The 22,488-nt window shown below is 67.8% G+C and carries 25 protein-coding genes; 15 read left to right on the forward strand and 10 right to left on the reverse strand.

Annotation, left to right across the window (positions count from 1 at the left end):
• Positions 1–302 precede the first annotated feature (302 nt).
• Positions 303–449: a hypothetical protein gene (locus AC1DJH_RS14685; RefSeq protein WP_472115820.1), complete on the reverse strand. Its 147-nt coding sequence runs from the start codon at positions 447–449 to the stop codon at positions 303–305.
• 138 nt (positions 450–587) lie between these two features.
• On the reverse strand, positions 588–1,154 hold the full coding sequence (locus tag AC1DJH_RS14690; RefSeq protein WP_435487734.1) for a LuxR C-terminal-related transcriptional regulator: 567 nt from the start codon (positions 1,152–1,154) through the stop codon (positions 588–590).
• A 93-nt stretch (positions 1,155–1,247) separates the two neighbouring features.
• Between AC1DJH_RS14690 and AC1DJH_RS14695 the strand changes: the two genes are divergently transcribed.
• The 5 genes from AC1DJH_RS14695 (at position 1,248) to AC1DJH_RS14715 (ending at position 5,619) form a co-directional block, all read left to right on the forward strand.
• On the forward strand, positions 1,248–2,060 hold the full coding sequence (locus AC1DJH_RS14695; protein WP_478186132.1) for a CoA transferase subunit A: 813 nt from the start codon (positions 1,248–1,250) through the stop codon (positions 2,058–2,060).
• Between the two features lies 1 nt (position 2,061).
• Entirely contained in the window at positions 2,062–2,700 is a 639-nt protein-coding gene (locus tag AC1DJH_RS14700; RefSeq protein WP_478186133.1) for a 3-oxoacid CoA-transferase subunit B, read from the forward strand.
• A gap of 95 nt (positions 2,701–2,795) precedes the next feature.
• Positions 2,796–4,190: a CoA transferase gene (locus AC1DJH_RS14705; RefSeq protein WP_472116153.1), complete on the forward strand. Its 1,395-nt coding sequence runs from the start codon at positions 2,796–2,798 to the stop codon at positions 4,188–4,190.
• Positions 4,191–4,202: 12 nt separating this feature from the next.
• Positions 4,203–5,279, forward strand: coding sequence for a DUF4241 domain-containing protein (locus tag AC1DJH_RS14710; protein WP_478186134.1), 1,077 nt, complete (start codon positions 4,203–4,205; stop codon positions 5,277–5,279).
• 16 nt (positions 5,280–5,295) lie between these two features.
• Positions 5,296–5,619, forward strand: a complete 324-nt coding sequence (locus AC1DJH_RS14715; protein ID WP_435439312.1) for a hypothetical protein — start codon at positions 5,296–5,298, stop codon at positions 5,617–5,619.
• Positions 5,620–5,628: 9 nt separating this feature from the next.
• Here the strand turns inward: AC1DJH_RS14715 and AC1DJH_RS14720 are convergent, their stop codons facing one another.
• Positions 5,629–6,522 (reverse strand): LysR family transcriptional regulator, encoded by an 894-nt coding sequence (locus AC1DJH_RS14720; protein WP_472115811.1) that lies wholly within the window; start codon positions 6,520–6,522, stop codon positions 5,629–5,631.
• A gap of 169 nt (positions 6,523–6,691) precedes the next feature.
• Here AC1DJH_RS14720 and AC1DJH_RS14725 point away from each other — a divergent pair, with 169 nt between their 5' ends.
• From AC1DJH_RS14725 to mmsB, 5 genes are read left to right on the forward strand one after another with little or no spacing between them, the layout of a single operon-like run.
• Entirely contained in the window at positions 6,692–8,239 is a 1,548-nt protein-coding gene (locus tag AC1DJH_RS14725; protein ID WP_478186135.1) for a CoA-acylating methylmalonate-semialdehyde dehydrogenase, read from the forward strand.
• Positions 8,236–8,649 carry a lysozyme inhibitor LprI family protein gene (locus AC1DJH_RS14730; RefSeq protein WP_472115805.1) on the forward strand — a complete coding sequence of 138 codons (414 nt, stop codon included), beginning with the start codon at positions 8,236–8,238 and terminating at the stop codon, positions 8,647–8,649. Before AC1DJH_RS14725 ends, AC1DJH_RS14730 begins: the two co-directional genes overlap by 4 nt.
• Entirely contained in the window at positions 8,646–9,800 is a 1,155-nt protein-coding gene (locus AC1DJH_RS14735; RefSeq protein WP_472115802.1) for an acyl-CoA dehydrogenase family protein, read from the forward strand. Before AC1DJH_RS14730 ends, AC1DJH_RS14735 begins: the two co-directional genes overlap by 4 nt.
• A gap of 27 nt (positions 9,801–9,827) precedes the next feature.
• Positions 9,828–10,943 carry an enoyl-CoA hydratase/isomerase family protein gene (locus tag AC1DJH_RS14740; RefSeq protein ID WP_478186136.1) on the forward strand — a complete coding sequence of 372 codons (1,116 nt, stop codon included), beginning with the start codon at positions 9,828–9,830 and terminating at the stop codon, positions 10,941–10,943.
• A 33-nt stretch (positions 10,944–10,976) separates the two neighbouring features.
• Positions 10,977–11,873 carry a 3-hydroxyisobutyrate dehydrogenase gene (mmsB, locus tag AC1DJH_RS14745; RefSeq protein ID WP_472115797.1) on the forward strand — a complete coding sequence of 299 codons (897 nt, stop codon included), beginning with the start codon at positions 10,977–10,979 and terminating at the stop codon, positions 11,871–11,873.
• A gap of 12 nt (positions 11,874–11,885) precedes the next feature.
• On the opposite strand, the gene AC1DJH_RS14750 is transcribed toward mmsB, so the two are convergent.
• On the reverse strand, positions 11,886–12,044 hold the full coding sequence (locus AC1DJH_RS14750) for a hypothetical protein (RefSeq protein WP_435487723.1): 159 nt from the start codon (positions 12,042–12,044) through the stop codon (positions 11,886–11,888).
• 177 nt (positions 12,045–12,221) lie between these two features.
• Between AC1DJH_RS14750 and AC1DJH_RS14755 the strand changes: the two genes are divergently transcribed.
• The gene (locus AC1DJH_RS14755) at positions 12,222–12,893 is read left to right on the forward strand and encodes a DUF1345 domain-containing protein (RefSeq protein WP_472115792.1); all 672 of its coding nucleotides are present in this window, start codon (positions 12,222–12,224) and stop codon (positions 12,891–12,893) included.
• Here AC1DJH_RS14755 and AC1DJH_RS14760 read toward each other — a convergent pair.
• Both AC1DJH_RS14760 and AC1DJH_RS14765 read right to left on the reverse strand, forming a co-directional pair.
• Positions 12,833–13,054, reverse strand: a complete 222-nt coding sequence (locus AC1DJH_RS14760) for a hypothetical protein (RefSeq protein WP_472115790.1) — start codon at positions 13,052–13,054, stop codon at positions 12,833–12,835. The two genes, AC1DJH_RS14755 and AC1DJH_RS14760, sit on opposite strands and share 61 nt — an antisense overlap.
• Before the next feature lie 167 nt (positions 13,055–13,221).
• Positions 13,222–14,148 (reverse strand): LysR family transcriptional regulator, encoded by a 927-nt coding sequence (locus AC1DJH_RS14765; protein WP_472115787.1) that lies wholly within the window; start codon positions 14,146–14,148, stop codon positions 13,222–13,224.
• 100 nt (positions 14,149–14,248) lie between these two features.
• Between AC1DJH_RS14765 and metE the strand changes: the two genes are divergently transcribed.
• The 3 genes from metE (at position 14,249) to AC1DJH_RS14780 (ending at position 18,082) form a co-directional block, all read left to right on the forward strand.
• Positions 14,249–16,603, forward strand: coding sequence for a 5-methyltetrahydropteroyltriglutamate--homocysteine S-methyltransferase (metE, locus tag AC1DJH_RS14770; RefSeq protein WP_472115784.1), 2,355 nt, complete (start codon positions 14,249–14,251; stop codon positions 16,601–16,603).
• 59 nt (positions 16,604–16,662) lie between these two features.
• A complete protein-coding gene (locus AC1DJH_RS14775; RefSeq protein ID WP_478186137.1) occupies positions 16,663–17,526 on the forward strand; it encodes a hypothetical protein in 864 nt (287 codons plus the stop codon).
• A 208-nt stretch (positions 17,527–17,734) separates the two neighbouring features.
• Complete coding sequence (locus AC1DJH_RS14780; RefSeq protein ID WP_478186138.1) at positions 17,735–18,082, forward strand: alpha/beta hydrolase; 348 nt, start codon at positions 17,735–17,737, stop codon at positions 18,080–18,082.
• Between the two features lie 77 nt (positions 18,083–18,159).
• On the opposite strand, the gene AC1DJH_RS14785 is transcribed toward AC1DJH_RS14780, so the two are convergent.
• Positions 18,160–18,738: a DNA-3-methyladenine glycosylase I gene (locus AC1DJH_RS14785; protein ID WP_435439298.1), complete on the reverse strand. Its 579-nt coding sequence runs from the start codon at positions 18,736–18,738 to the stop codon at positions 18,160–18,162.
• A gap of 59 nt (positions 18,739–18,797) precedes the next feature.
• Between AC1DJH_RS14785 and AC1DJH_RS14790 the strand changes: the two genes are divergently transcribed.
• Positions 18,798–20,540 carry a dipeptidase gene (locus tag AC1DJH_RS14790; RefSeq protein ID WP_478186139.1) on the forward strand — a complete coding sequence of 581 codons (1,743 nt, stop codon included), beginning with the start codon at positions 18,798–18,800 and terminating at the stop codon, positions 20,538–20,540.
• Here the strand turns inward: AC1DJH_RS14790 and AC1DJH_RS14795 are convergent.
• The 3 genes from AC1DJH_RS14795 to AC1DJH_RS14805 all read right to left on the reverse strand — a co-directional run bounded on the left by AC1DJH_RS14795 (position 20,524) and on the right by AC1DJH_RS14805 (position 22,460).
• On the reverse strand, positions 20,524–21,036 hold the full coding sequence (locus AC1DJH_RS14795; RefSeq protein ID WP_472115770.1) for a MerR family DNA-binding protein: 513 nt from the start codon (positions 21,034–21,036) through the stop codon (positions 20,524–20,526). The two genes, AC1DJH_RS14790 and AC1DJH_RS14795, sit on opposite strands and share 17 nt — an antisense overlap.
• A 135-nt stretch (positions 21,037–21,171) precedes the next feature.
• Complete coding sequence (locus AC1DJH_RS14800) at positions 21,172–21,495, reverse strand: chaperone modulator CbpM (RefSeq protein WP_472115767.1); 324 nt, start codon at positions 21,493–21,495, stop codon at positions 21,172–21,174.
• Between the two features lie 2 nt (positions 21,496–21,497).
• Positions 21,498–22,460 carry a DnaJ C-terminal domain-containing protein gene (locus tag AC1DJH_RS14805; protein WP_472115764.1) on the reverse strand — a complete coding sequence of 321 codons (963 nt, stop codon included), beginning with the start codon at positions 22,458–22,460 and terminating at the stop codon, positions 21,498–21,500.
• Positions 22,461–22,488 lie beyond the last annotated feature (28 nt).

The following is a 22,488-nucleotide window of genomic DNA, read 5'->3' on the forward strand; positions in this document are numbered from 1 at the left end:
GCGGGGCAAGTCAGTCTTTGGTTGTGCCCGCAGTGGCGCAGCGCGCATCCACGAATGCCTCGCTATAGCCTGATGAGCAATTGAAGCGTTGCAGTGCCCGCTGCGATGGACCTGCTGGCCCGGCGGTTGGCCGGCGTCTTCCAGTGCGCGGACGGTGTGCCGCGCTCCCGCGCGAGGTGGCGGTAGACGGTGTTGCGGTGAACACCGAGCCGGCGCGTGGCCTTGGCCGCGTCGTGGTCGCAGGCTTTGAGCGCCTCGTCAACGGGCGGCTGGCTCGCCCCGTCCTCGGCCCCTTGATGCGGCTACAGCCTGACGTTGACGATGGACAGGATGATGGCCGAGAGCGTCAGCGCCACGGGCAGCTTCTGGACGGCCAGCGCATGCGCACGCGCGACAGTCGTTTGTGTCTGCAGCAGCAGGCTCTTTTCGGAATGAAGGGATGTGGACATTTCGGACTCCTTGGACGATGTGCGGACGGCTTGCCCGCATGCCTCCAAGATAGGCTTCCACAGCGGCTCCGACGCACGCCTTTCACGGACACGGCGTTTCCGTTTTTGCAACGATCCCCGCGCTGCGCGCCCGCGCGCTCAGCCCGCGATCAGCTTCTGCACCAGCTCCGCCGTGGTCGCTGCCGCGTACTTGCGCATCAGCCGCGCCCGGTGCAGCTCCACCGTGCGGTGGCTGATGCCCAGCGCCTTGCCGATTTCCTTGGACGTGAGCCCGCGCATCACCTGGGCGGCCACCTCGCGTTCGCGCGGCGTGAGCTCGGCCTTCACGGCGCGGCGCGAGCCCAGGTCTTCGAAGGTCCAGATGCCGGCCTCGTGCGGTGCCTCGCGGTTCATGGCGTGGCCGGTGACGTGGCACCAGAAGGTCTCGCCGGCCATGGCGCCGTGCAGCCCGCCCAGCCGTTTCATCATGCGGTTGTCGGCGTAGTGGCCGCTGGCGTTCAGGAAGGGCTCCATGCGCTTGCCGATGCGCTCGAACTCGGCCACGCTGGGGTAGAGGATGCTGAACGAATGCCCCACCAGCGCCGGGGGCGTTGCGCCGAATATTTCGCACACGCGCAGGTTGCAGGCGACGATGGTGCGGTTGCTCGACACCACCATGCCCACGGGCGCGTGGTCGAAAGCCAGCCGATAGTCGATCTCAGGCATCAGGGGTCACCATTACGAAATACTACGTATTCGGGTACGTAGTATGGTTCAAGGCTTTCCCACCCACTCCCATTCATCCATCAAGGAGCCCGAGTGAACAAGATCTATCCCTCCGCAGAAGCGGCACTCAAGGGCGTCGTCGCCGACGGGCAGATGCTCGCGGTCGGCGGCTTCGGCCTTTGCGGCATTCCCGAGGCGCTGATCGACGCGCTGAAGGACACCGGCGTGCAGAACCTCACCGTGGTGTCGAACAACGCGGGCGTCGACGGTTTCGGCCTCGGCAAGCTGCTGGAAACGCGCCAGATCAAGAAGATGGTCGCTTCCTACGTGGGCGAGAACAAGGAGTTCGAGCGCCAGTACCTGGCCGGCGAACTCGAGCTCGAATTCACGCCCCAGGGTACGCTGGCCGAAAAGCTGCGCGCCGGTGGCGCTGGCATTCCGGCCTTCTTCACCAAGACCGGCGTGGGCACGCAAGTGGCCGAGGGCAAGGAGCTGCGCGAGTTCAACGGCGAGACCTACGTGATGGAGCATTCGCTGGTGCCCGACGTGGCGCTGGTGAAGGCCGACGTGGCCGACAAGTCGGGCAACCTGCGCTTTCGCCTGACGGCGCGCAACTTCAACCCGGCCGCCGCCATGGCCGGCAAGGTGTGCATCGTCGAGGTCGAGAAGATCGTCGAAGTGGGCGAGCTGGCCCCCGACGACATTCACCTGCCGGGCATCTACGTGCACCGCATCGTGCTCAACGCCACGCCCGAGAAGCGCATCGAGAAGCGCACCGTGAGCGCCGCCGCACCGGTGGACGCCGCCGCCGCCAAGGTCGAAGCCCAGGCCGTGATCGCGCAGGCTGCCGCCAGTTCCGACGTGCCCGTGCCTACAGTGCCCGCCAACAAGAAAGAAGGAGTCTGAGATGCCCTGGACCCAAGACCAGATGGCGGCCCGCGCCGCGCAAGAACTCGAAGACGGCTTCTACGTCAACCTGGGCATCGGCATTCCGACGCTGGTGGCCAACCACACCGGCACCAAGGAAGTGTGGCTGCAGAGCGAGAACGGCATGCTCGGCATCGGTCCGTTCCCGACCGAAGACAACGCCGACGCCGACCTCATCAACGCCGGCAAGCAGACCGTGACCACGCTGCCCGGCTCGGCCATCTTCGGCAGCCATGACAGCTTCGCGATGATCCGCGGCGGCAAGATCAACCTGTCGATTCTGGGCGCCATGCAGGTGAGCGCCAAGGGCGACCTCGCCAACTGGATGATCCCCGGCAAGATGGTGAAGGGCATGGGCGGCGCCATGGACCTGGTGGCCGGCGTGAAGCGCGTGATCGTGCTGATGGAACACGTGGCGAAGAAGAAAGACGGCACCGAGGACCTGAAGATCCTCGAAGCCTGTACCTTGCCGCTGACCGGCGTGGGTGTGGTCGACCGCATCATCACCGACCTGGCCGTGATGGACGTGGTGCCCGAGGGCCTGAAGGTCGTCGAGCTCGCGCCCGGCGTCACCTTCGACGCGCTGCAGGCCAAGACCGGCGCCAAGCTGATCCAGTAAGGCTGCGAACCCGACGACACACCAAGGGCAGGGCCGCGAGAGCGGGCCCTGCCTTTTCGTTTTGGAGAGGCGGAGAAGGAGAGAAGGAGATGGCAATGGACGCAATGGAAGTTCTGGGCGGCATCTGGCGGCAGGCGGGCCTGCCGCCGGATGCCCTGTCGTTCGCGCGGCTCTCGGGTGCCGAGCCGGTGCTGCCGTCTTCCTTCGCGGTCGGCACTGCCGCGCAGAGCAGCATCGCGGCGGCGGCGCTCGCGGCGTGCGAACTGGGCCACCTGCGCGGCACCGCGCGCCAGCAGGTCGGCGTCGACATGCAGCACGCAGCGCTCGACTGTTGCGGCTGGTTCAGCCTGGACGGCCGCGTGCCCGAGCTGTGGGACACCTTCTCGGGGCTGTACCGCTGTGCCGACGGCTGGGTGCGCATCCATGCCAACTTTGCGCACCACCGCGAGGGCGCGCTGCGGCTGATGAAGCTGGATCCCGCGACCTGCACGCGTGCCGACGCCGAAGCCGCGATGGCCACCTGGCGCGCACAGGATTTCGAGAACGCTGCCGCCGCGCAAGGGCTGGTCGCGACCGCGCTGCGCCGCTTCGACGAATGGGACGCCACGCCGCAGGGGCAGGCCGTTGCGGCGCAACCGCTCTTCAGCATCGAACGCATCGGCGACGCACCGCCGCGCCTGCTGCCGCCGCTGCGCGAAGACCAGCGGCCGCTGACTGGCGTGCGCGTGCTCGACCTCACGCGCATCCTCGCGGGGCCGGTGGGCGGCCGCGCGCTCGCGGCATATGGCGCCGACGTGATGCTCGTCAATTCACCGCACCTGCCCAACATCGAGTCCATCGCCGATACCAGCCGCGGCAAGCTGTCGGCGCATGTGGACCTGCGCACCGACGACGGCCGTGGGGCGCTGCGGCAACTTGCCGCCGACGCGCATGTCTTCGTGCAGGGCTACCGGCCCGGCGGTGTCGCGTCGCTGGGCTTCGGGCCGGCGGAACTGGCGCGGCTGCGGCCCGGCATCGTGTGCGTGTCGCTCTCGGCCTACGGCACGCAGGGGCCGTGGGCCGGCCGGCGCGGTTTCGACTCGCTGGTGCAGACGGCCATGGGTTTCAACCACGCCGAGGGAGAGGCCGCAGGCGACGGCAAACCCAGGCCGCTGCCCATGCAGATCCTCGACGAGGCCACCGGCTACCTGATCGCCTTCGGCGCCGCCGCCGCGCTGTGGCGCCAGCAGCAGGAGGGCGGCAGCTGGCACGTGCAGGTGTCGCTGGCGCAAACCGGGCAGTGGTTGCGCAGCCTGGGGCGCCTGCCCGGCGGGCTGTCGATCGCAAGGCCCGACTTGCAGCCTTATGTCGAAACCTCGGACTCCGGCTTTGGCAAGCTCGCCGCGCTGCGCCATGGCGCACAGCTGTCGCGCACGCCCGCCGCATGGCCGCGCGCTTCGATGCCGCCAGGCAGCCATCCGGCCGTGTGGCCGGCCGATGTGCGGGAGTGAGAAACTGGGCGCATGCCTTATTTCGACATCGACAACCTGCAAGCCATTTTTCTCGACGACGAGGCGCTGCGCGCGCGCCATCTGCAGCGCAAGCCCTGCGGCCCGCTGAACCTCACGAGCGGGCGCATCGTGGCGTGCGATCCGCTGGTGCAGCCCGAGCGAGCGCCCTTTGCGCGCGAACTGCCGCAACGCGGCGCCTTCCCCGTCGAGGTGCTGCACGACCGGGGCGATCACGCACTGGCGGTGCTGTGGCTGCGTGAGCGCGTCGGGGTGCGCGCCGAAGACCTGCGCTGGGAGATGGCGCTGCTCGAGGGACAGTCACCGGAGACGCTCGAAACCTTGGGGGAGGGCGAGTTCTACGGCTACCCGGTGGATGCGGGCGTCGGCTGTTTCATGGACACCGACGCCGCCGCCGCCATGGCCGAGCGCGACCAGCGCGAAGCGGCCGATCCCGACTACGTGAGCTACTACGACGACGTGCTCGCCGGCGAGATGGGCGACGCCGATACCGTCGACCACTACCCGCTGGGCGCAGGCTCGGCGAGCAACACGGTGATCTTCCGCTCGGGTTGGGGCGACGGCAGCTACCCCAGCTTCTGGGCGCTCGATGCGGCGGGCGAGCCGGTGGCGCTGGTGACCGACTTCATGACGATGACCGGCGGCGACGCGCGCGACGAGAACGACAAGCGCGGCGACGCGTACAAGGCCAGCCTCTCGCCCGGGAAACTGACCGCGCTCGAGGCACTGGGTGCGGCGGCCGTCGCCGGCGACGCCGCCGCCATCGGCCCGCTGCTGGCCGCGGGCCTTGCGGGCGCGAACGAGATCGTTCCCTCGCTCGGCGAGACCGCTCTCATGAGCGCCATTCGCATGAACCGGCTCGACGCTCTGCGCGTGCTGCTGGGCAGTGTGGCCGGCCTGCCGATGCCGCCGCAGCTCTACACCGTGGACGAGGAGGAGGGCTACCTCGCGTATGCGCGGCGGCTCAAGAAGCCGCGCTTGCCTGGACTGATCGAATTGCTTGAGCAGGCCGAGTCCGAAGCCGCCGAACCGGCGCCGCGACCCGGCCTCTGGAAGCGCATGTTTTCCTGAGCCGTAGGAGCGGACGATGAGCAGATACGAAGGAAGGCCGCTGTTGCGGCTGGTGGATTGCTTGGTGCTGGACGCGATCGACCAGCTCGACGACGAGAAACGGGCCACGCTCGAAGCCCTGGAGCCCAGGCTCGCGCAGACCTTCATGGCCAGCGGTACCTGGCAGGAGATGGTCGGCGCGCAGATGGGCTTTGCCGACGACGTGCCCGACAAGATCCGCCATTTCTGGCGCCGCTACCTCGACCATGCGGAAACGCAGAACCAGCGCGTGGACCCGCAGGCCTTCGTGGTGGATTTCGTGGCGCAGAATTTTCCGGACATCGCCCCGCCGCGGCGCTGACCGCGGGTGTCAGGCGTCAGGCAACAGCAGCGCTCGCTGCGCCTGCGCCGTCTCGCGCAGGAACTCCCAGATGGCCTGCATGCGCCCCAGGTGCTTGGTCTCCGCCGGCATCGACATCCAGAACGTGCGCGTGAAGTTGGCCTGTCCCGGCAGCACCGGCTCGAGCGCGCTGTCTTTCTCCGCAATGAAGGCCGGCAGCACCGCAATGCCCGCACCCGCCGCCACCGCGCTGTGCTGCGCGAGCACGCTGGTGCTGCGCAGGGCGAAGCTGTCGGGGCGGTGCAGTTCGTCGAGGTACTGAAGCTCCTTGCTGAACAGCAGGTCGTCCACGTAGCTGATGAAGGTGTGGCCGCGCAGGTCTTCGCGCGTCCTGATCGGCTTGTGCGCGGCAAGGTACTTCTTCGAGGCGTAGAGCCGCAGGGTGTAGTCGGTCAGCTTGCTGACGACCACCGGGCCGCGCGCCGGGCGTTCGAGCGAAATCACGATGTCGGCTTCGCGCCGCGACAGGTGCACCAGGCGCGGCATGGCCAGCAGGTCGATGGTGAGCTTGGGGTGCTGCACCGCGAACAGCGCCAGCTGCGGCGCCAGCACCACGGTGCCGAAGCCCTCCGTCGCGCCGATGCGCACCAGGCCCGACAGCCCTTCCTGCGAGGCCGGTGCCGTGCTCTCCACCGCCCGGAAAGCGCTTTCCATCGCCTCGACCTGCGGCTGCAGCCGCCGGCCCGCCTCGGTGAGCCGGTGGCCGCCCGATTCGCGCGAGAAGAGCGGAGCGCCCACCTCTTTCTCGAGCGCCTGGATGCGGCGCGCCACGGTGGTGTGGTCGACCTCGAGCCGCCGCGCTGCGCTCATCAGCGTGCCCGAGCGGGCGAGCTCCAGAAAGTAGCGCAGGTTGTCCCAGTCCATGTGCGTGCGTGTCTCCGATTGCTTGGGGGCTGGACTCTGCATTTTTGCAAAGCACCCGCGCATATTTGTCTATTGTCATGGCAAATCTGCAAAGCTAGGATGCACGGCTGAACCGGCCAGACCGGTAGTCGCTTTTGCAGGACCTACAGGATCACAGGAGACAAAACACATGGACGCCACCACCACCACCACCGCCGCCAAGCCCCGAGCCTCGACCGCCCAGGTCGCCACCGTCAAGCTCTTGATCGGCGGCAAGCTCGTCGAGTCCAAGACCACCGAATGGCGCGACGTCGTCAACCCGGCCACGCAGCAGGTGCTGGCCCGCGTGCCGTTCGCGACCCCGGCCGAACTGGACGCCGCCGTCGCCTCCGCCAAGGAAGCCTTCAAGACCTGGCGCAAGACCCCCATCGGCACGCGCGCGCGCATCTTCCTGAAGCTGCAGCAGCTCATTCGCGAGAACATGGGCGAGCTGGCCGCGATCCTCACGGCCGAACAGGGCAAGACGCTGCCGGACGCCGAAGGCGACGTGTTCCGCGGCCTCGAAGTGGTCGAGCACGCTTCGAACATCGGCAACCTGCAGCTCGGCGAGCTGGCCAACAACGTGGCCAACGGTGTGGACACCTACACGCTGCTGCAGCCGCTGGGCGTGTGCGCCGGCATCACGCCGTTCAACTTCCCCGCCATGATCCCGCTGTGGATGTTCCCGATGGCCATCGTCACCGGCAACACCTTCGTGCTCAAGCCCTCCGAGCAGGACCCGATGGTCACCATGCGCCTGTGCGAACTGGCGCTCGAAGCCGGCATTCCGCCCGGCGTGCTGAACGTGGTGCACGGCGGCGAAGCCATCGTCAACGGCATTTGCGACCACAAGGACATCAAGGCGATCAGCTTCGTCGGCTCGACCAAGGTCGGCACGCATGTCTACAACCGCGCCACGCTGGCCGGCAAGCGTGCGCAATGCATGATGGGCGCGAAGAACCACGCCATCGTGATGCCCGACGCCAACAAGGAGCAGACGCTCAACGCCATCGCCGGCGCGAGCTTCGGCGCGGCCGGCCAACGCTGCATGGCGGTGTCGGTGGCGGTGCTGGTGGGCGAGGCGCGCAACTGGGTGCCTGAGCTCATCGCCAAGGCCAAGACGCTGAAGATCGGCGCCGGCACCGAGAAGGGCGTGGACGTGGGCCCGCTGGTGTCCTGCGCCGCCTACGACCGCGTCAACAGCCTCATCGAACGCGGCCAGGCCGACGGCGCCAAGCTGGTGCTCGACGGCCGCAAGCCCACCGTGCCCGGTTTCGAGAAGGGCAACTTCGTCGGCCCGACGATCTTCACCGGCGTGAAGCCTGGCATGACGATCTATGAGCAGGAAGTGTTCGGCCCGGTGCTGTGCGTGGCCGAGGCCGAGACCATCGACGAAGCCATCGAGCTGATCAACAGCAACCCGAACGGCAACGGCACGGCGATCTTCACGCAGTCGGGCGCCGCGGCGCGCCGCTTCCAGGAAGACATCGACGTGGGCCAGGTCGGCATCAACGTGCCGATCCCGGTGCCGGTGCCGATGTTCTCGTTCACCGGCTCGCGCGCTTCGAAGCTCGGCGACCTGGGGCCGTACGGCAAGCAGGTCATCATGTTCTACACGCAGACCAAGACCGTGACGGCACGCTGGTTCGACGACAGCACCGTCTCGCACGGCGTCAACACCACCATCAGCCTCAAATGAGGCATGGGTTTCGCAGGCACGGGCTGCGCAGTGCGGCCTGGGGCGCGGTGGCGACGGTTGCGTTGCTCGCCGGCGGGGCGCAGGCCGCCGCCGCGGCCGACCCGGTCGACTGCAACCCCAATGGCAACCAGTTGCAGATGAACGACTGCGCGGTGCGCGACTTTCGCGCGGCCGATGCCGTGCTCAACATCCGGTACGGCGAGGTGATGAACACGCTCTCGCCGCAGATGCGCGTCGCGCTGCGCAACGAGCAACGGGCCTGGCTCAAGGGCCGCGACCCCGCTTGCAAGCGCGCTGCCAAAGCGAACGAGGGCGGCTCCATCTGGCCGCTGGTATTCAACGCGTGCCTGGAGAAATCGACCCGGAAACGGACCGAAGAACTGGAGCGCTGGAAGGGCCGCGAGCAATGAACTTCGAACTGTCGGAAGAACAGAACGCCTTTGCGCAGACCGCGCGCGACTTTGCCCGGGCCGAGTTTGCGCCGCACGCGGCGCGGTGGGATGCGGAAGCCATCTTCCCGAAGGAAGCCATCGCCAAGGCCGGCGAACTGGGCTTCTGCGGGCTCTATGCGCCCGAGCGCGTGGGCGGCCTCGGCCTGCCGCGGCTCGATGCCGCGCTGGTGTTCGAGGAGATGGCCGCGGTCGACCCGTCGACCACGGCCTTCATCACGATCCACAACATGGCGACGTGGATGCTGGGCACCTGGGCGACCGATGCGGTGGCGCAGCAGTGGGGTGAAAACCTGACGAGCGGGCGCAAGCTGGCGTCGTACTGCCTCACCGAGCCGGGTGCCGGGTCGGACGCTGGGTCGCTGAAGACGCGCGCCGAACTGCAGGGCGCCGAGTACGTCATCAACGGCGGCAAGGCCTTCATCTCGGGCGCGGGCGCCACCGACGTGCTGGTGCTGATGGCGCGCACGGGCGGCGCGGGTGCGAGCGGCATCTCGGCCTTCGCGGTGCCGGCGGATGCGCCGGGCATCAGCTACGGCAAGAAGGAGCACAAGATGGGCTGGAACAGCCAGCCCACGCGCACCATCAACTTCGACAACGTGCGCGTGCCTGCGCAGAACCTGCTGGGCAAGGAGGGCGAGGGCTTTCGCATCGCCATGAAGGGGCTCGACGGCGGGCGCATCAACATCGCAACCTGCTCGGTGGGCGCGGCGCAGGGCGCGCTCGACGCGGCGCGCCGCTACCTGCATGAGCGCCAGCAGTTCGGCAAGCCGCTCGCGAGCTTCCAGGCGCTGCAGTTCAAGCTGGCCGACATGGCGACCGAGCTGGTCGCGGCGCGGCAGATGGTGCGGCTGGCCGCGTCGAAGCTGGACGCGGGCCATGCCGACGCGAGCACCTATTGCGCGATGGCCAAGCGGTTCGCGACGGATGCAGGCTTCAACGTCTGCAACGACGCATTGCAGCTGCACGGCGGCTACGGCTACCTGAGCGAGTTCCCTCTGGAGCGCCTGGTGCGCGACGCGCGCGTGCACCAGATTCTCGAAGGCACCAACGAAATCATGCGCGTCATCGTTGCGCGAAAATTGCTGGAAGGCGACAGCGATATCCGCTGAACGCGCCGCATCCAGGACCTGAAAACAATGACCGACAACGTAGTTCTCTTCGACGAAATCAAGACCGCTGGCGGCCAGCGCTTCGGCGTGGCCACGCTCAATTCGCCGGCCTCGCTCAACTCGCTCTCGGTGGCGATGGTGCGCCTGCTCACGCCCAAGCTGCGCGAGTGGGCGCAGGACGCCGGCATCGTCGGCGTGCTGCTGCAGGCCGCGGGCGAGAAGGCCTTCTGCGCCGGCGGCGACCTGCGCCAGCTCTACCAGACGCTGCTCGACTGCGGCCCCGAGCGCAACACCTACGCCGAAGACTTCTTCCGCGAAGAGTACGAGCTCGACCACCTGATCCACACCTTCCCCAAGCCCTTCCTGTGCTGGGGCCACGGCATCGTGATGGGCGGCGGCGTGGGCCTGCTGGCCGGCGCGTCGCACCGCGTGATGACGCTGCAAAGCCGCATCGCCATGCCCGAGATCAACATCGGCCTGTACCCCGACGTGGGCGGCAGCTGGTTCCTGCGCCGCACGCCGGGCCGCACCGGGTTGTTCCTGGCGCTGACGGCCGCGAACATCAACGCGCACGACACCATCTTCTGCGGGCTGGCCGACGTGCTGGTGCCGCAGGAGCGCAAGGGCGATGTGATCGACGCCATCGCCTCGACCACCTGGGCCGGGGAAGGCAAGGCCGACCGCGCCACGCTATCGCGCATCCTCGCCAAGGCGGGCGAGGGCGCGGAAATGCCGGTGTCGAAGGTGCGCGAGCACTACGACACCATCAATGCGCTGATGGCCGGCGACGACCTGCTCGACATCGCGAAGCGTCTGCGCGAACTGCAGAGCGACGACGCCTGGCTGCAGACCGCGGCCAAGACCTTCGCCAAGGGCGCGCCGAGCTCGGCCGCGCTGAGCTTCGAACTCTGGCAGCGCGTGTACCGCATGTCGCTGGCCGAGGTGTTCCGCCTGGAGTACTGGGCGTCGCTGGGCTTTTGTGCGCACAAGGACTTTGCCGAAGGCATTCGCGCGGTGCTGGTCGACAAGGACCGCAACCCGCGCTGGAGTCCGGCCACGCTCGAGGAGATCACGCCCGCCTTCATCGAAGACCACCTGCGCCCGCGCGGCGAGATGCCGGCCGAGCTCGCATCGCTGGTCTGACACTGCATTCATAAAGACGACGGAGACAAACACATGAAGATCGCATTCATCGGCCTGGGCAACATGGGCGGCCCGATGGCCCTGAACCTGCTCAAGGCCGGCCACACGCTCAGCGCTTTCGACCTCTCGGCGGAGGCCTGCAAGAAGTTCGCTGCCGCAGGGCTGCCCATTGCCAAGTCGGCCGCCGAGACGGTGGCCGACGCCGAGGTGGTCGTCAGCATGCTGCCGGCCAGCGCGCACGTCGAGGGCCTGTTCCTCGGCGGCGCGGGCAAGCCCGGCCTGCTCGACAGCATCCAGGCCGGCACGCTGGTGATCGACAGCAGCACCATCGCCGCGGCCACGTCACGCAAGGTGGCCGAAGCGGCCGCCGCCAAGGGCGTGGCGATGATCGATGCGCCCGTGTCGGGCGGCACCGGCGGCGCGATTGCGGGCACGCTGACCTTCATGGTCGGCGGTGACCCCAAAGACCTGGAGCGCGCACGCCCGGTGCTCGAGAAGATGGGCGCCAACATCTTCCACGCCGGCGCGGCCGGTGCGGGCCAGACGGCGAAGATCTGCAACAACATGCTGCTCGGCATCCTGATGATCGGCACGTCGGAGGCACTGGCGCTGGGCGTGGCCAACGGACTCGACCCCAAAGTGCTCAGCGAGATCATGCGCCGCAGCTCGGGCGGCAACTGGGCGCTGGAAAAGTACAACCCGATGCCGGGCGTGATGGAAACGTCGCCGGCGTCCAAGAACTACGCGGGCGGCTTCGGCACCGATCTGATGCTCAAGGACCTGGGGCTGGCGCAAGAGAACGCCACCGCCGTGCGCGCGGCGACGCCCCTGGGCGGGCTGGCGCGCAGCCTGTATGCGGCCCACAGCCTCGCGGGCCATGGCGCACTCGATTTCTCGAGCGTGCTGAAGCTGGTGCAGAAGCCTTCCTGAAGCTGCGCTCGATCAGCCGAAGTGGGCCTTCAGGCCCCACAGGATGCCGATCACCACGACGAACAGCACGAAGAACAGGACCCAGGCACGGGTGAACGCCTGGGTCTCGGTGATGGGTTCGGGCGCAGCCGCGGGGGGCGGGCTGGAGACGGCGGGCGGTGTTGGAGTCATTCCCGACTGTACCCCCCGCCAGCGCTGGCGACGGGGGCTTTCGTGAGGGATGCTCGAAGCGGCCCGTAAAAAGCCCTCTTCGTCAGGTCGCCGCAAGACAGCTTCGCCGACAGTCGAAGGGCAGGCCTTCCTGCCGCCGCAACGCCGGCGTGTCGCTCCCAGGACCCCCAAGCCTTCATGAAACTTCCAAGACACCGACTCCTGCGCCAGATGGTCGTGCGCCCGCGCCTGTTCATTGCCGCGGCCATCGCCATCGCGGTGGGTGTGCTGCTGCCGTCTGCCAACGAAGCGCACCTAGTCACGCGCCTGCTGATCGCCTGGAACACCGGCGCCTGCCTGTACGTGCTGCTGGCCGCGGTGATGATGACCCGTTCGACGCAGCAGCTCATGCGCGTGCGCGCAAAGTTGCAGGACGAGGGGCAGACCGTCATCCTCGTGCTGGTGGTGGTGTCGGCCATTGCGAGCCTGGCGGCGATCGGCGGCGAACTCGCGGTAGTGAAGGACATGCACGGCCTGGAGAAAATAGCGCACGTCGCGCTGGCCGGGCTCACCGTGGTGTCGTCGTGGGCCTTCACGCAGGTGATGTTCACGCTGCACTATGCGCACGACTACTACGCCGTCACGAGCCAGGGGCGCAAGCCCGGCATCCAGTTTCCGGACGACGACGCGCCGACCTACGGCGACTTCTTCTACTTCTCGGCGGTGATCGGCACGTCGGGGCAGACGGCCGACGTGGCTTTCGTTTCCAAGCCCATGCGGCGCATCGGCTCGGTGCATTGCATCCTGGCTTACCTGTTCAACACGACGGTGCTGGCCTTGCTCATCAACATCGGCGCGAGCCTGTTCTGAGCGCCATGGCACGCGCGCGCCACCGATTCGCCGCCGTCGCACTGCTGTGCCTTGCGCCCGCTGCCTGGGCGGACGACGACCTGGCCGAGCTGCCGTTCAAGCTCACGGTCGACGGGCAGTTCATCCGCCGCGCAGAACATGGTGCGGTTGTCGGTGGGCACGCGGTTCCAGGAAGTTTTCCCTCCCCATCTGGGGGAGGGCCAGGGTGGGGGCTCGACGGCGTGGAATGAAGCATGGCGCTTGTTCGAGGCGCGCCCCCATCCCGGCCTTCCCCCAGAGGGGGAAGGAGCCAGGACCAAGACCAAGACCAAGACCGAGAAACCAACCTCTACAGCAGCTCGATCCCCGGCAGGCTCTTGAAGCAACTCTCCCGCGTGATCCGCACGAAGTCCGCCAGCCACGGCTGCCCCGACGTGCCCTGCGTGCATGCCATGTACAGCCGTCCCGTCAGCCCCCTGGCGCCCACGCGCCGCGCCGTGACATAGCCGCGGTCCAGGTAGTTCTGCACCGCCCACAGCGGCAGCGTCGCCACGCCGCGCCCGCTGGCCACCAGTTGCAGCATCGCCACCGTGAGTTCCGTGGTGCGCCGGTGCGCGGGCTTCACGCCGGCGGGCGCGAGCACTTGACGCACGATGTCGAGCATCTCGTCGGGCACGGGGTAGGTGATCAGCGTCTGGTCGGCGAAGTGCCGCGCCGTAAGGTGCGCGCGGGCCGTGAGCGGGTGGTCGTTGGCCAGCAGCGCCATGATCTCGAAGCGGAACAGCGCGTGGTAGTCCACCGTTTCGTCGGGGTCTTCTTCCGACACGATGGCCACTTCGGCGCGGTTCTGCATTACCAGCGCAATGGGGTCGGGGTGGAAGCCCGAGACGATGTCGAGTTCGATCTCGGGCCAGCGCTGGCGGAACGCATCCATGGCCGGCATCAGCCAGTCGAAGCAGGTGTGGCACTCGACCACGATGCGCAACTGCCCGCTGCGCCCCAGCGCCAGGCGCGCCACATCGCGCTCGGCTTCCTCGATCAGCGGCAGTGCGGTGTCGGCCAGCTGCAGCAGCCGCAGGCCGGTGGTGCTGAACTGCGGCGGCACCGACTTGCGCTCGAACAGCTGGGCGCCATAGCGGTCTTCGAGCAGCTTGATCTGATGCGACAGCGCCGACTGCGTGAGGTTGAGCAGCTGCGCCGCTCGCACCAGGCTGCCGGTGTCGCGCAGCGCGATCAGCGTGCGCAGATGACGTATTTCAAGGACGGACTGCAACATGAAAATGATTCAAGCGAACGGGCAAAAGGTTTCGTTTGAATCATATTCCGTAAACGCAGACGATCGTGGATTCCCAAGATCAGCGACCGGACCACCTGCAATGACGACCCGTATCCACACCCTCGGCTTTCCGCGCATGGGCGCCCAACGCGAACTGAAGTTCGCCCTGGAGCAGCACTGGCGCGGCGAGATCGACCGCGCCGCGCTCGAAGCCGTCGGCGAGCAACTGCGCGCGCGCCACTGGCAGGCCCAGCGCGACGCCGGGCTCGACTTCGTGACGGTCGGCGATTTTGCGTACTACGACCATGTGGCCAACCACGTCCAGCTGCTGGGCTGCGAGCCCGCGCGCTTCGACTTCCGCGGCGACGAGCCCGAGCTGTCGCGCTACTTCAAGATGGCGCGCGGCGTGGAGGACGAAGTGGGCCACGTGCATGACGAAAGCTGCAGTCACGGCAACGAAGGCACCTTCGCGCTGGAGATGACCAAGTGGTTCGATACCAACTACCACTACCTGGTGCCCGAGTTCAACGCGGCCACGCAGTTCAAGCTCGCATCGACGCGCCTGTTCGACGAAGTGGCGCAGGCGCAGCAGGCCGGCCATGCGGTCAAGGCCGTGCTGCTGGGGCCGCTGAGTTTCCTGTACCTGGGCAAGGAGAAGGAAGCCGGCTTCGACCGCTTCTCGCTGCTCGACCAGCTGCTGCCCGTGTACGAGCAGGTGCTCGCGCGCCTGAAGCAGCAGGGCGTGGCGTGGGTGCAGATCGACGAGCCCATCCTCGGCCTCGACCTGCCCGAGGCCTGGCGCAACGCCTTCGAGCGCGCCTACTGGCAGCTCGCCCGCAGCGCGCCCAAGCTGCTGCTGGCCACCTATTTCTCGCCGCTGTCGGACAACCTGCGCCTGGCCTGCCAGTTGCCGGTGGCCGGCCTGCACGTGGACGCCGTGCGTTCGCCGCAGGAGCTGACGGGCGTGGCCGACTGGCTGCCGGCGCACAAGGTGCTGTCGGTCGGCGTGGTCGACGGGCGCAACATCTGGCGCACCGACGTCGACGCCGCGCTGGCCAAGCTGAAGCCGGTTGCTGAAAAGCACAAGGGCGAGCTGTGGATCGCGCCGTCGTGCTCGTTGCTGCATGTGCCGTTCAGCCTTGCGGCCGAGGCGAAGCTCGACGCCGAGCTGAAATCGTGGCTCGCCTTCGCCGTCGAGAAGCTCGGCGAGCTGCGGGTGCTGCGCGCCGTGCTCGATGGCGGCGAAGCCGCCGTCGCCGAAGAACTCAGGGCCGCCCGCGCTGCGGTCGCCGCTCGCCGCAGCAGCCTGCGCGTGCACCGCGCCGACGTGGCACTGCGCCTGGCGCGCAGCGTGGTGGGCGACGACGCCCGCACGTCGGTCTTCACGCAACGCCAATCGGTGCAGCGCACGCGCTTCGCTTTGCCCGCACTGCCGACCACCACCATCGGCTCGTTCCCGCAGACGGCGGACATCCGCGCCGCGCGCGCTGCCTTCAAGCGCGGCGAGCTCGACGCCGCCGGCTACCGCGAGAAGATGCGCGCCGAAATCGCGCTGGCGGTTCGCAAGCAGGAAGAACTGGGCATCGACGTGCTGGTGCACGGCGAGGCCGAGCGCAACGACATGGTCGAGTACTTCGGCGAACAGCTGGCCGGCTTCGCCTTCACCGCCAACGGCTGGGTCCAGTCGTACGGTTCGCGCTGCGTGAAGCCGCCGGTGATCTTCGGCGACGTGGCGCGCCCCGCCGCCATGACGGTCGAGTGGACCGCGTATGCGCAAAGCCTCACGAAGCTGCCGATGAAGGGCATGCTGACCGGCCCTGTGACCATCCTGCAATGGTCCTTCGTGCGCGACGACCAGCCGCGCGCCACCACCTGCGAGCAGATCGCCTGGGCCATTCGCGACGAGGTGGTCGACCTCGAAGGCGCGGGCATCGGCATCGTCCAGATCGACGAGCCCGCCATCCGCGAGGGCCTGCCGCTGCGCCGCGCCGGTTGGCCCGCCTACCTGAAGTCGGCCACGCGCGCCTTCCGCATCAGCGCCTCGGGCGTGCGCGACGAGACGCAGATCCACACGCACATGTGCTACTCAGAGTTCAACGACATCCTGCCGGAGATCGCGGCGATGGACGCCGACGTGATCACCATCGAGACCAGCCGCTCCGACATGGAGCTGCTGCGCGCGTTCGGCGGATCGGGCGGCCAGAACAACGCGGGGGGCTTCCGCTATCCGAACGAGATCGGCCCGGGCGTGTACGACATCCATTCGCCGCGCGTGCCGTCGGTCGACGAGATCGTGCGCCTCATGCGCAAGGCCGCGGCCGTGGTGCCCCACCAGAACCTGTGGATCAACCCCGACTGCGGCCTGAAGACCCGAGGCTGGCCCGAGACCGAGGCGGCGCTGTCGAACATGGTTGCGGCAGCGAAGCTGCTGCGCAAGGAACTCGCGGGGGCCTGACGGCCCGAGGGCCTCGGGGCCAATTCCACTGCCGATGCATGCGCGCCAATAATGGCGCCATGCTTGCACTGAACCGCCTTTCTTCGCTCTTCGCGCCTCGTTGCTCCCTGTTTGTCCTTTTGTTCCTGGCCCCCTTGGTGGGCTGGGCGCAAAGCCGTGCCGAGGCGCTGCTGCAGTTCGAAGGCGTGCCGGCGCGCTACCAGGCGTCGTATGCGCCCGGCGCCGTCGCGCGCGGCGCGAAGGAACTGCTGGACCCCGACGACGCGGCCATTGCCGGCAAGGCGCTCAAGGCGCTGGACGCGGCCGCCTCGCGCGCATTCAATGCCAAGGCGTCGGTGGCAGCCATCCAGCAGGAAGTGGATGCCGCAGGCAAGGGCGCCGCCGCCCCCAGCCCTGAAGTGCGGGCTGCCGTGGCCCGCTTGGCGAAGCTGCGCACCGACTACGCCGCCATGAGCGAAGCCGGCAAGGCCGAGTTCTTCAACCGCGAACGCGCGCGCCCCGCCGACCCGGCCCGCACCGAGCTGCTCGAGCGCATGGCGGTGGGCGAAGTGCGCGAGATCGACTTCTCCAGCCAGTTGCTGATGAGCGCGGTGGTCAAGCAACTGGCGCGCGGCAACGGCGGCCAACTCAGCGGCCTGCCCGACAGCACGCTCGACATGGCGCTGGACACGTTGTGGTCGCGTGGCGTCACCTCCACGCGACCGCGCAACCTGATGACCGTGGCGCGCGAGTTCGAAAAGCAGATCACGCAGGCGCTGTTGGCGGCCTTGCCCGATGCCGACGTGGCCGCCCTGCTGGCGTGGCGCAACGACCCGCAGGCGGCGGCGGAGCGCGAGGCGCTGGTGGGCACCTACCGCGCCGAGGTCAAGGGCAGCGGAGGCGTCGCGCTGCGCACGCTGGTGCGCGCCTGGCCGCGGTCCTGAGTAGCGCTCAATGGCATGAAAAATGCTTGCATGGTCGGAGCATCATGACCGTTTGACATACCGAAAGGACAGTTGGGTTAGCGTCGTCAGAAAGTTCCTCTTCATTGTTTCAATTTCGTGAACACTGCGATTCGATTGAATAGGGTTTTCCCTAGGAATCGTCGTGCACACTTGCGCAACACAAAAGCCAAGTTAATAAGGAATTGATATGAAGACCTCGAAGATCCTCGCCGCCGCTGCCCTGTCCCTGCTCGCCGCCGCTGGCGCACACGCAGAAACCTACGAAGGCGTGCAAGCCATCACCTCCGGCTACAGCCGTGCCGACGTGGCACCGCAAGCCGTTGCTGCCGCTCGTGCCGGCAACGTGTACGGCGACGGCGTGTCGTCGACCGTGGCTCCCGCCCTGACCGCTTCGGCCGACCGTGCCACCATCCGCACCGAAGCCGTGGCCGCTGCCCACGCTCCTGGCCAGAACCTGCGTCGCGAATCGTTCGCCGGCAGCGTGGTGCCTGCTCAAGCCCAGGCCCGCACCTTCACGCGCCAAGCCGGCCTGTAATCGGAAGGCGGCGCAAGCCGCTTCGATTCAAGCCACGCGCCCCAGACCGGACCCTGCGAAAGCAGCGTCCGGTTTTTTCATGGGGCTTTGCGTCGGGTGCCGTGCCGGTGGCAGTCGGGCGCATGGTCGTCCACGACGCCCGTGGCCTGCAGCCACGCATAGACGATGACCGGCCCCACGAACTTGAAGCCGCGCTTCTTCAGCGCCGCCGACATCTCTTCCGACAGAGGCGTTTTCGTCGGCACGCTGCCGGTGCGGTTGACGATGGGTTTGCCGCCCGCCATGCCCCACACGAACGCAGAAAAGTCTTCGCCCGCTGCCTGCATGGCGAGGTAGGCGCGCGCATTGCCGATGGTGGCCTCGATCTTCGCGCGCGAGCGCACGATGCCCGCGTCCTGCATCAGCCGGTCGACATCGGCCTCGGTGAACTTGACGATCTTCTCCGGCACGAAGCCCTTGAACGCCTTGCGAAAGGCGTCCCGCTTGCGCAGGATGGTGAGCCACGACAGCCCGGCCTGGAAGCCGTCGAGCATGAGCTTTTCCCACAGTGCGCGGCTGTCGTGCTCGGGCACGCCCCATTCGGCGTCGTGGTAGGCCGCCAGCAGCGGGTCGGTCTGGGCCCAGGCGCAGCGGATCTTGTCGGTGCTGTTGCTCATTGTTCGGTTCGTTGCTCGGCTATCGTCGGGTGGTGTTCAGCATTGAGGGAGTCAGCTACATGCCGCATTTTCAATTTCCATTGTCGACCCTGTCGATGGGTCTCGTGGCCGTGCTCGGCCTTGGTGCGCCCGTGCACGCCGACACGCTCAGAAAGCCCCAACTCGACCAGCTTGCCGCCGCATGGCAAGGCGGCAGGCGGCCCGCGAATTTCAACGCCTTTCTCGCTCAGGCCGCCAAGGCCCATCCCGCGCTGCAACCCGGCGTGGCCGCGTACCGGGCGAAGAAACCGCTCGCCGGAGACGACCTCGTCAACATCGCGCGCCTGCTCGGTTTGTACAACCGCCTGCAGAACCAGCAGGCCGTGATCGCGAGCATCGGCACCATGGTGGCCATTCCGACGGTGCGCAACGTGCAGGTGCCGCCGCACGAAAGCGCGCAGATCGCCGAGTTCGGCAAGCTGGTCGAAAAGATGGCGGGCGACTTCGGCCTGTCGTACCGCAACGTCGACAACCGCATCTTCGAAGTCAGCCTGAAGGGCATGGGGAGCGAAGAATTCGGCATCCTCACGCACGCCGACGTGGTACCCGCGGTGCTGTCCGAATGGGTGCTCGACGACGGCACCCGGCTCGACCCCTTCAAGATGACCCGTGTGGGCGACTTCCTGTACGGCCGGGGCACCATCGACGACAAGGGCTCCATCGCCGCCGTGCTCTACGCCATGAAGGCCGTGAAAGACAGCGGCCTGCCGATCGAGCGCAGCGTGCGGCTGATGATCGAGACCACCGAGGAAACCGGCGGCGACGCCATGCAGTACTACCGCACCAGGACCCAGCTGCCGGCCTACAACATCGTGCTCGACAGCAAGTATCCGGCGGTGGTGGCCGAGAAGGGCTCGGGCGCGCTGAAGGTGCTGTTCCCGGCGGAGCAGGCAGACGGCGCATCGACGGCCATCACGGCCATGACCGGCGCGGCATCGGCCAACGCCATTTCGCAGACGGCCACCGCCACGCTCAAGGGCGGCGACCTCGCCGCGGCGGCGGCGAAGCTCGAAGCCGCCAAGTCCACCTTCTTGCAGACGTACGAAGGTCAGGGCGGCAAGTTCGCCATCGACATTGCGCGCGGCGCCGACGCCATCGAAATCAAGGTCACCGGCGTCTCGGCGCATGGCTCGCGCCCCGAAGAAGGCGTGAACCCGCTTCCCCGCCTCGCGTTGTTCCTGCAGGAGTCGGGCGTGCCGCTGGCCGCCAACCACTACCTGAAGGCCGCGAAGTACATCGACGCGCTCTATGGCACCGGCTACCTCGGCGAGAAGATGGGGCTGGGCTACGCCGACGACTTCATGGGCCCGCTGACCTTCTCGCCCAATCTCGTTCGCACGGGCAGCGACGGCAAACTTGAAGTGACGGTCAACGTGCGCATGCCGCGCGGCCGCACGCCCGAGGAGCTGAAGGCGCAGGTCAGCGCGAAGATCGACGCGTGGGCGAGCACGAACGGCGTGAAGCTCGAAGTGGCCTACGACCAGGGCAACTGGATGGCGCGCGACCCCCGGGGCGCGTGGCTTTCGACGCTGTTGAACATCTACGGCGACACCACCGGACTGGAAGCCAAACCCGTGCCCACGGCCGGCAGCACCACGGCCAAGTTGATGCCCAACGCCATCAACTTCGGGCCCGCGATGCCTGGCAAGAAGTACACGGCGCACAACGCCAAGGAATACAAGGAAGTGCCCGACCTCGACGCCGACATGCAGATGTTCACCGAGATGCTGGTGCGCATTGGCAACCTCAAGCAGATGGACTGAGCGGCCCGCAGGCAAATCCCTTCAGCGCCAGCAACTCGTCCAGGATGGGGCACGCGGGTTGGTGGTCGCCCAGGCACAGGTCCGCCAGGCGCTCCAGCAGCCGTTTCTTCGTCTGAAGCGCCTCGATCTGCAATTCGAGGTCCTCGGTCCGGCTCACGGCAATGCGCTTCACGTCGCAGCTCGCGCGATGCGCATCCTGCCAAAGGGCGAGCAGGCGGGCGACTTCGTCCATCCCGAAGCCCAGGGCGTGCGCTCTTCGAACAAAGCGCAGCACGCAGATGTCCTCGAGCGTGTAGCGGGGCCCGGCGGCACCGGCCCGCTCGTCCGTCGCAATCAGGCCGCGCGCCTCGCATTGGCGAACCAGCCTTTGCGAGACGCCCGCGCGCGCCATGAGCTCGTCGATGCCGATCCCCAGGCGACGTGCCGGGGTACGTGGCACGGTTGCCGGTTCGGGCAATTCCGAACGCCGCTGTGGTGCATGGGTGCAAGGGTTCATCCGACCTCCTGTTGAAGAGCTTCGGAGTGTTCGGCCTCGCACGGTGTCAAGGTCAAGCGGTCGGCCCCCTTTCCCTTGGCGGCTGGAGGGAAATGCGAGGGCGACGAAGGAGGACTGGGACGAACCTCGGTCGGCCTACCGCAGGCCGCGTGCCTGCAGCGTGGCCTTCAGCCGCCGCACCTCGTGCTGCAGATCGAGAATCAGCGCGGCCGCATCGAGCCCCACGCCGAAATCGCGCTCCAGCCGGCGCGCTTCCAGCGCATGCTGCAGGTCGGCGCTGGAGAACTGCCAGCGCTCGGGCGGGGTCTGGGCCTCGGTCGTCTCGATGTGCAGGATGCCGACCTCGACCAGCTGCACGACCCAGGCGGTGTCCGCGCCCACGGCGTGCGCCAGTTCGGCGGCCGCCAGCGGTTGCGAGGCGCTGATGGCGGTGGCGGTTGTGAGGGTGAAATTCACCATGCTCAGGCTCCCAGATGCTGGCGTGGGTTGAACGATGCCGTGGCCTTGGCCAACTGCTCATAGGCCTGGCGCGCGTCTTCGCTGTCGGCGGGCGGCAGCGCAATGTCCAGAAGCAGGTACAGGTCGCCGGGCGTCTTGCCCGCGAGCCCGCGGCCCTTCAGGCGCAGCTTGAGGCCGCTGCGCGCGTTGCGCGGCACGGTCACCTCGACCACGCCGCCGGTGGGTGTGGGCACCTCCACCTGCGCGCCCAGCGCCGCCTCGGCGGGCGTGACGGGCAGCGTCATGTACAGGTCGCGTTCTTCCACGCGGTAGAGCTTGTGCGGCGCGATGCGCACCTCGAGGTACAGGTCGCCCGCGGCTTCGCCGCCGTGGCCGGGCATGCCTTGCCCCGCGAGCCGGATGAACTGGCCCGGGTGCATGCCCGGCGGGATCTTCACGCTGAGCGTGCGGTTCTCCAGTTTCGGATGGCCCTGCGCGTCGACGGTCTGCGCGCGCAGCGTGATCTCGCGCTCGGCGCCGTTGAGCGCGTCTTCCAGCGAGATCTCGATGGCCGCGTGGTGGTCTTCGCCGCGCGCGCGAAAGTTCTGCCGCGCGGCGCCGCGGCGCTCGGCGTCGCCGAACATCGAGGCGAAGAACTCGCTGAAGTCCGCATGGTCGGCCGGGCCCTGGCGCGGGCCGCGGTGAAATTCGTAGCCTTCGTCCCAGCCGGGCGGGGGCTGGAAACCGCCTTCGGGGCTGCCGCCGCGCGCCACGCGGTCGGCCAGGGCGTCGTAGGCGGCGCGCTTTTCCTTGTCGCCCAGCACGTCCTTCGCCTCGTTGATGTCGCGCATGCGCTTCTCGGCGTCGGGCTCCTTGCTGACGTCGGGGTGGTATTTGCGCGCGAGCTTGCGGTAGGCCTTGCGCACCTCGTCGTCGGACGCGGTGCGTTCGATGCCCAGAGCGCTGTAGTAGTCCTTGAAATCCATGGTGTGTGGCTGTTCGTTGGGTGGACGG

Source organism: Variovorax sp. 10N412 (assembly GCF_056394985.1).

Excerpts from the sequence above, each read along its gene's own strand:
- AC1DJH_RS14685 (WP_472115820.1), bottom strand. The coding sequence starts at position 449 with ATGTCCACATCCCTTCATTCCGAAAAGAGCCTGCTGCTGCAGACACAA.
- AC1DJH_RS14690 (WP_435487734.1), bottom strand. The coding sequence starts at position 1,154 with ATGCCTGAGATCGACTATCGGCTGGCTTTCGACCACGCGCCCGTGGGC.
- AC1DJH_RS14700 (WP_478186133.1), top strand. The coding sequence starts at position 2,062 with ATGCCCTGGACCCAAGACCAGATGGCGGCCCGCGCCGCGCAAGAACTC.
- AC1DJH_RS14705 (WP_472116153.1), top strand. The coding sequence starts at position 2,796 with ATGGACGCAATGGAAGTTCTGGGCGGCATCTGGCGGCAGGCGGGCCTG.
- AC1DJH_RS14710 (WP_478186134.1), top strand. The coding sequence starts at position 4,203 with ATGCCTTATTTCGACATCGACAACCTGCAAGCCATTTTTCTCGACGAC.
- AC1DJH_RS14715 (WP_435439312.1), top strand. The coding sequence starts at position 5,296 with ATGAGCAGATACGAAGGAAGGCCGCTGTTGCGGCTGGTGGATTGCTTG.
- AC1DJH_RS14720 (WP_472115811.1), bottom strand. The coding sequence starts at position 6,522 with ATGGACTGGGACAACCTGCGCTACTTTCTGGAGCTCGCCCGCTCGGGC.
- AC1DJH_RS14725 (WP_478186135.1), top strand. The coding sequence starts at position 6,692 with ATGGACGCCACCACCACCACCACCGCCGCCAAGCCCCGAGCCTCGACC.
- AC1DJH_RS14730 (WP_472115805.1), top strand. The coding sequence starts at position 8,236 with ATGAGGCATGGGTTTCGCAGGCACGGGCTGCGCAGTGCGGCCTGGGGC.
- AC1DJH_RS14735 (WP_472115802.1), top strand. The coding sequence starts at position 8,646 with ATGAACTTCGAACTGTCGGAAGAACAGAACGCCTTTGCGCAGACCGCG.
- AC1DJH_RS14740 (WP_478186136.1), top strand. The coding sequence starts at position 9,828 with ATGACCGACAACGTAGTTCTCTTCGACGAAATCAAGACCGCTGGCGGC.
- mmsB (WP_472115797.1), top strand. The coding sequence starts at position 10,977 with ATGAAGATCGCATTCATCGGCCTGGGCAACATGGGCGGCCCGATGGCC.
- AC1DJH_RS14750 (WP_435487723.1), bottom strand. The coding sequence starts at position 12,044 with ATGACTCCAACACCGCCCGCCGTCTCCAGCCCGCCCCCCGCGGCTGCG.
- AC1DJH_RS14755 (WP_472115792.1), top strand. The coding sequence starts at position 12,222 with ATGAAACTTCCAAGACACCGACTCCTGCGCCAGATGGTCGTGCGCCCG.
- AC1DJH_RS14765 (WP_472115787.1), bottom strand. The coding sequence starts at position 14,148 with ATGTTGCAGTCCGTCCTTGAAATACGTCATCTGCGCACGCTGATCGCG.
- metE (WP_472115784.1), top strand. The coding sequence starts at position 14,249 with ATGACGACCCGTATCCACACCCTCGGCTTTCCGCGCATGGGCGCCCAA.
- AC1DJH_RS14775 (WP_478186137.1), top strand. The coding sequence starts at position 16,663 with ATGCTTGCACTGAACCGCCTTTCTTCGCTCTTCGCGCCTCGTTGCTCC.
- AC1DJH_RS14780 (WP_478186138.1), top strand. The coding sequence starts at position 17,735 with ATGAAGACCTCGAAGATCCTCGCCGCCGCTGCCCTGTCCCTGCTCGCC.
- AC1DJH_RS14785 (WP_435439298.1), bottom strand. The coding sequence starts at position 18,738 with ATGAGCAACAGCACCGACAAGATCCGCTGCGCCTGGGCCCAGACCGAC.
- AC1DJH_RS14790 (WP_478186139.1), top strand. The coding sequence starts at position 18,798 with ATGCCGCATTTTCAATTTCCATTGTCGACCCTGTCGATGGGTCTCGTG.
- AC1DJH_RS14795 (WP_472115770.1), bottom strand. The coding sequence starts at position 21,036 with ATGAACCCTTGCACCCATGCACCACAGCGGCGTTCGGAATTGCCCGAA.
- AC1DJH_RS14800 (WP_472115767.1), bottom strand. The coding sequence starts at position 21,495 with ATGGTGAATTTCACCCTCACAACCGCCACCGCCATCAGCGCCTCGCAA.
- AC1DJH_RS14805 (WP_472115764.1), bottom strand. The coding sequence starts at position 22,460 with ATGGATTTCAAGGACTACTACAGCGCTCTGGGCATCGAACGCACCGCG.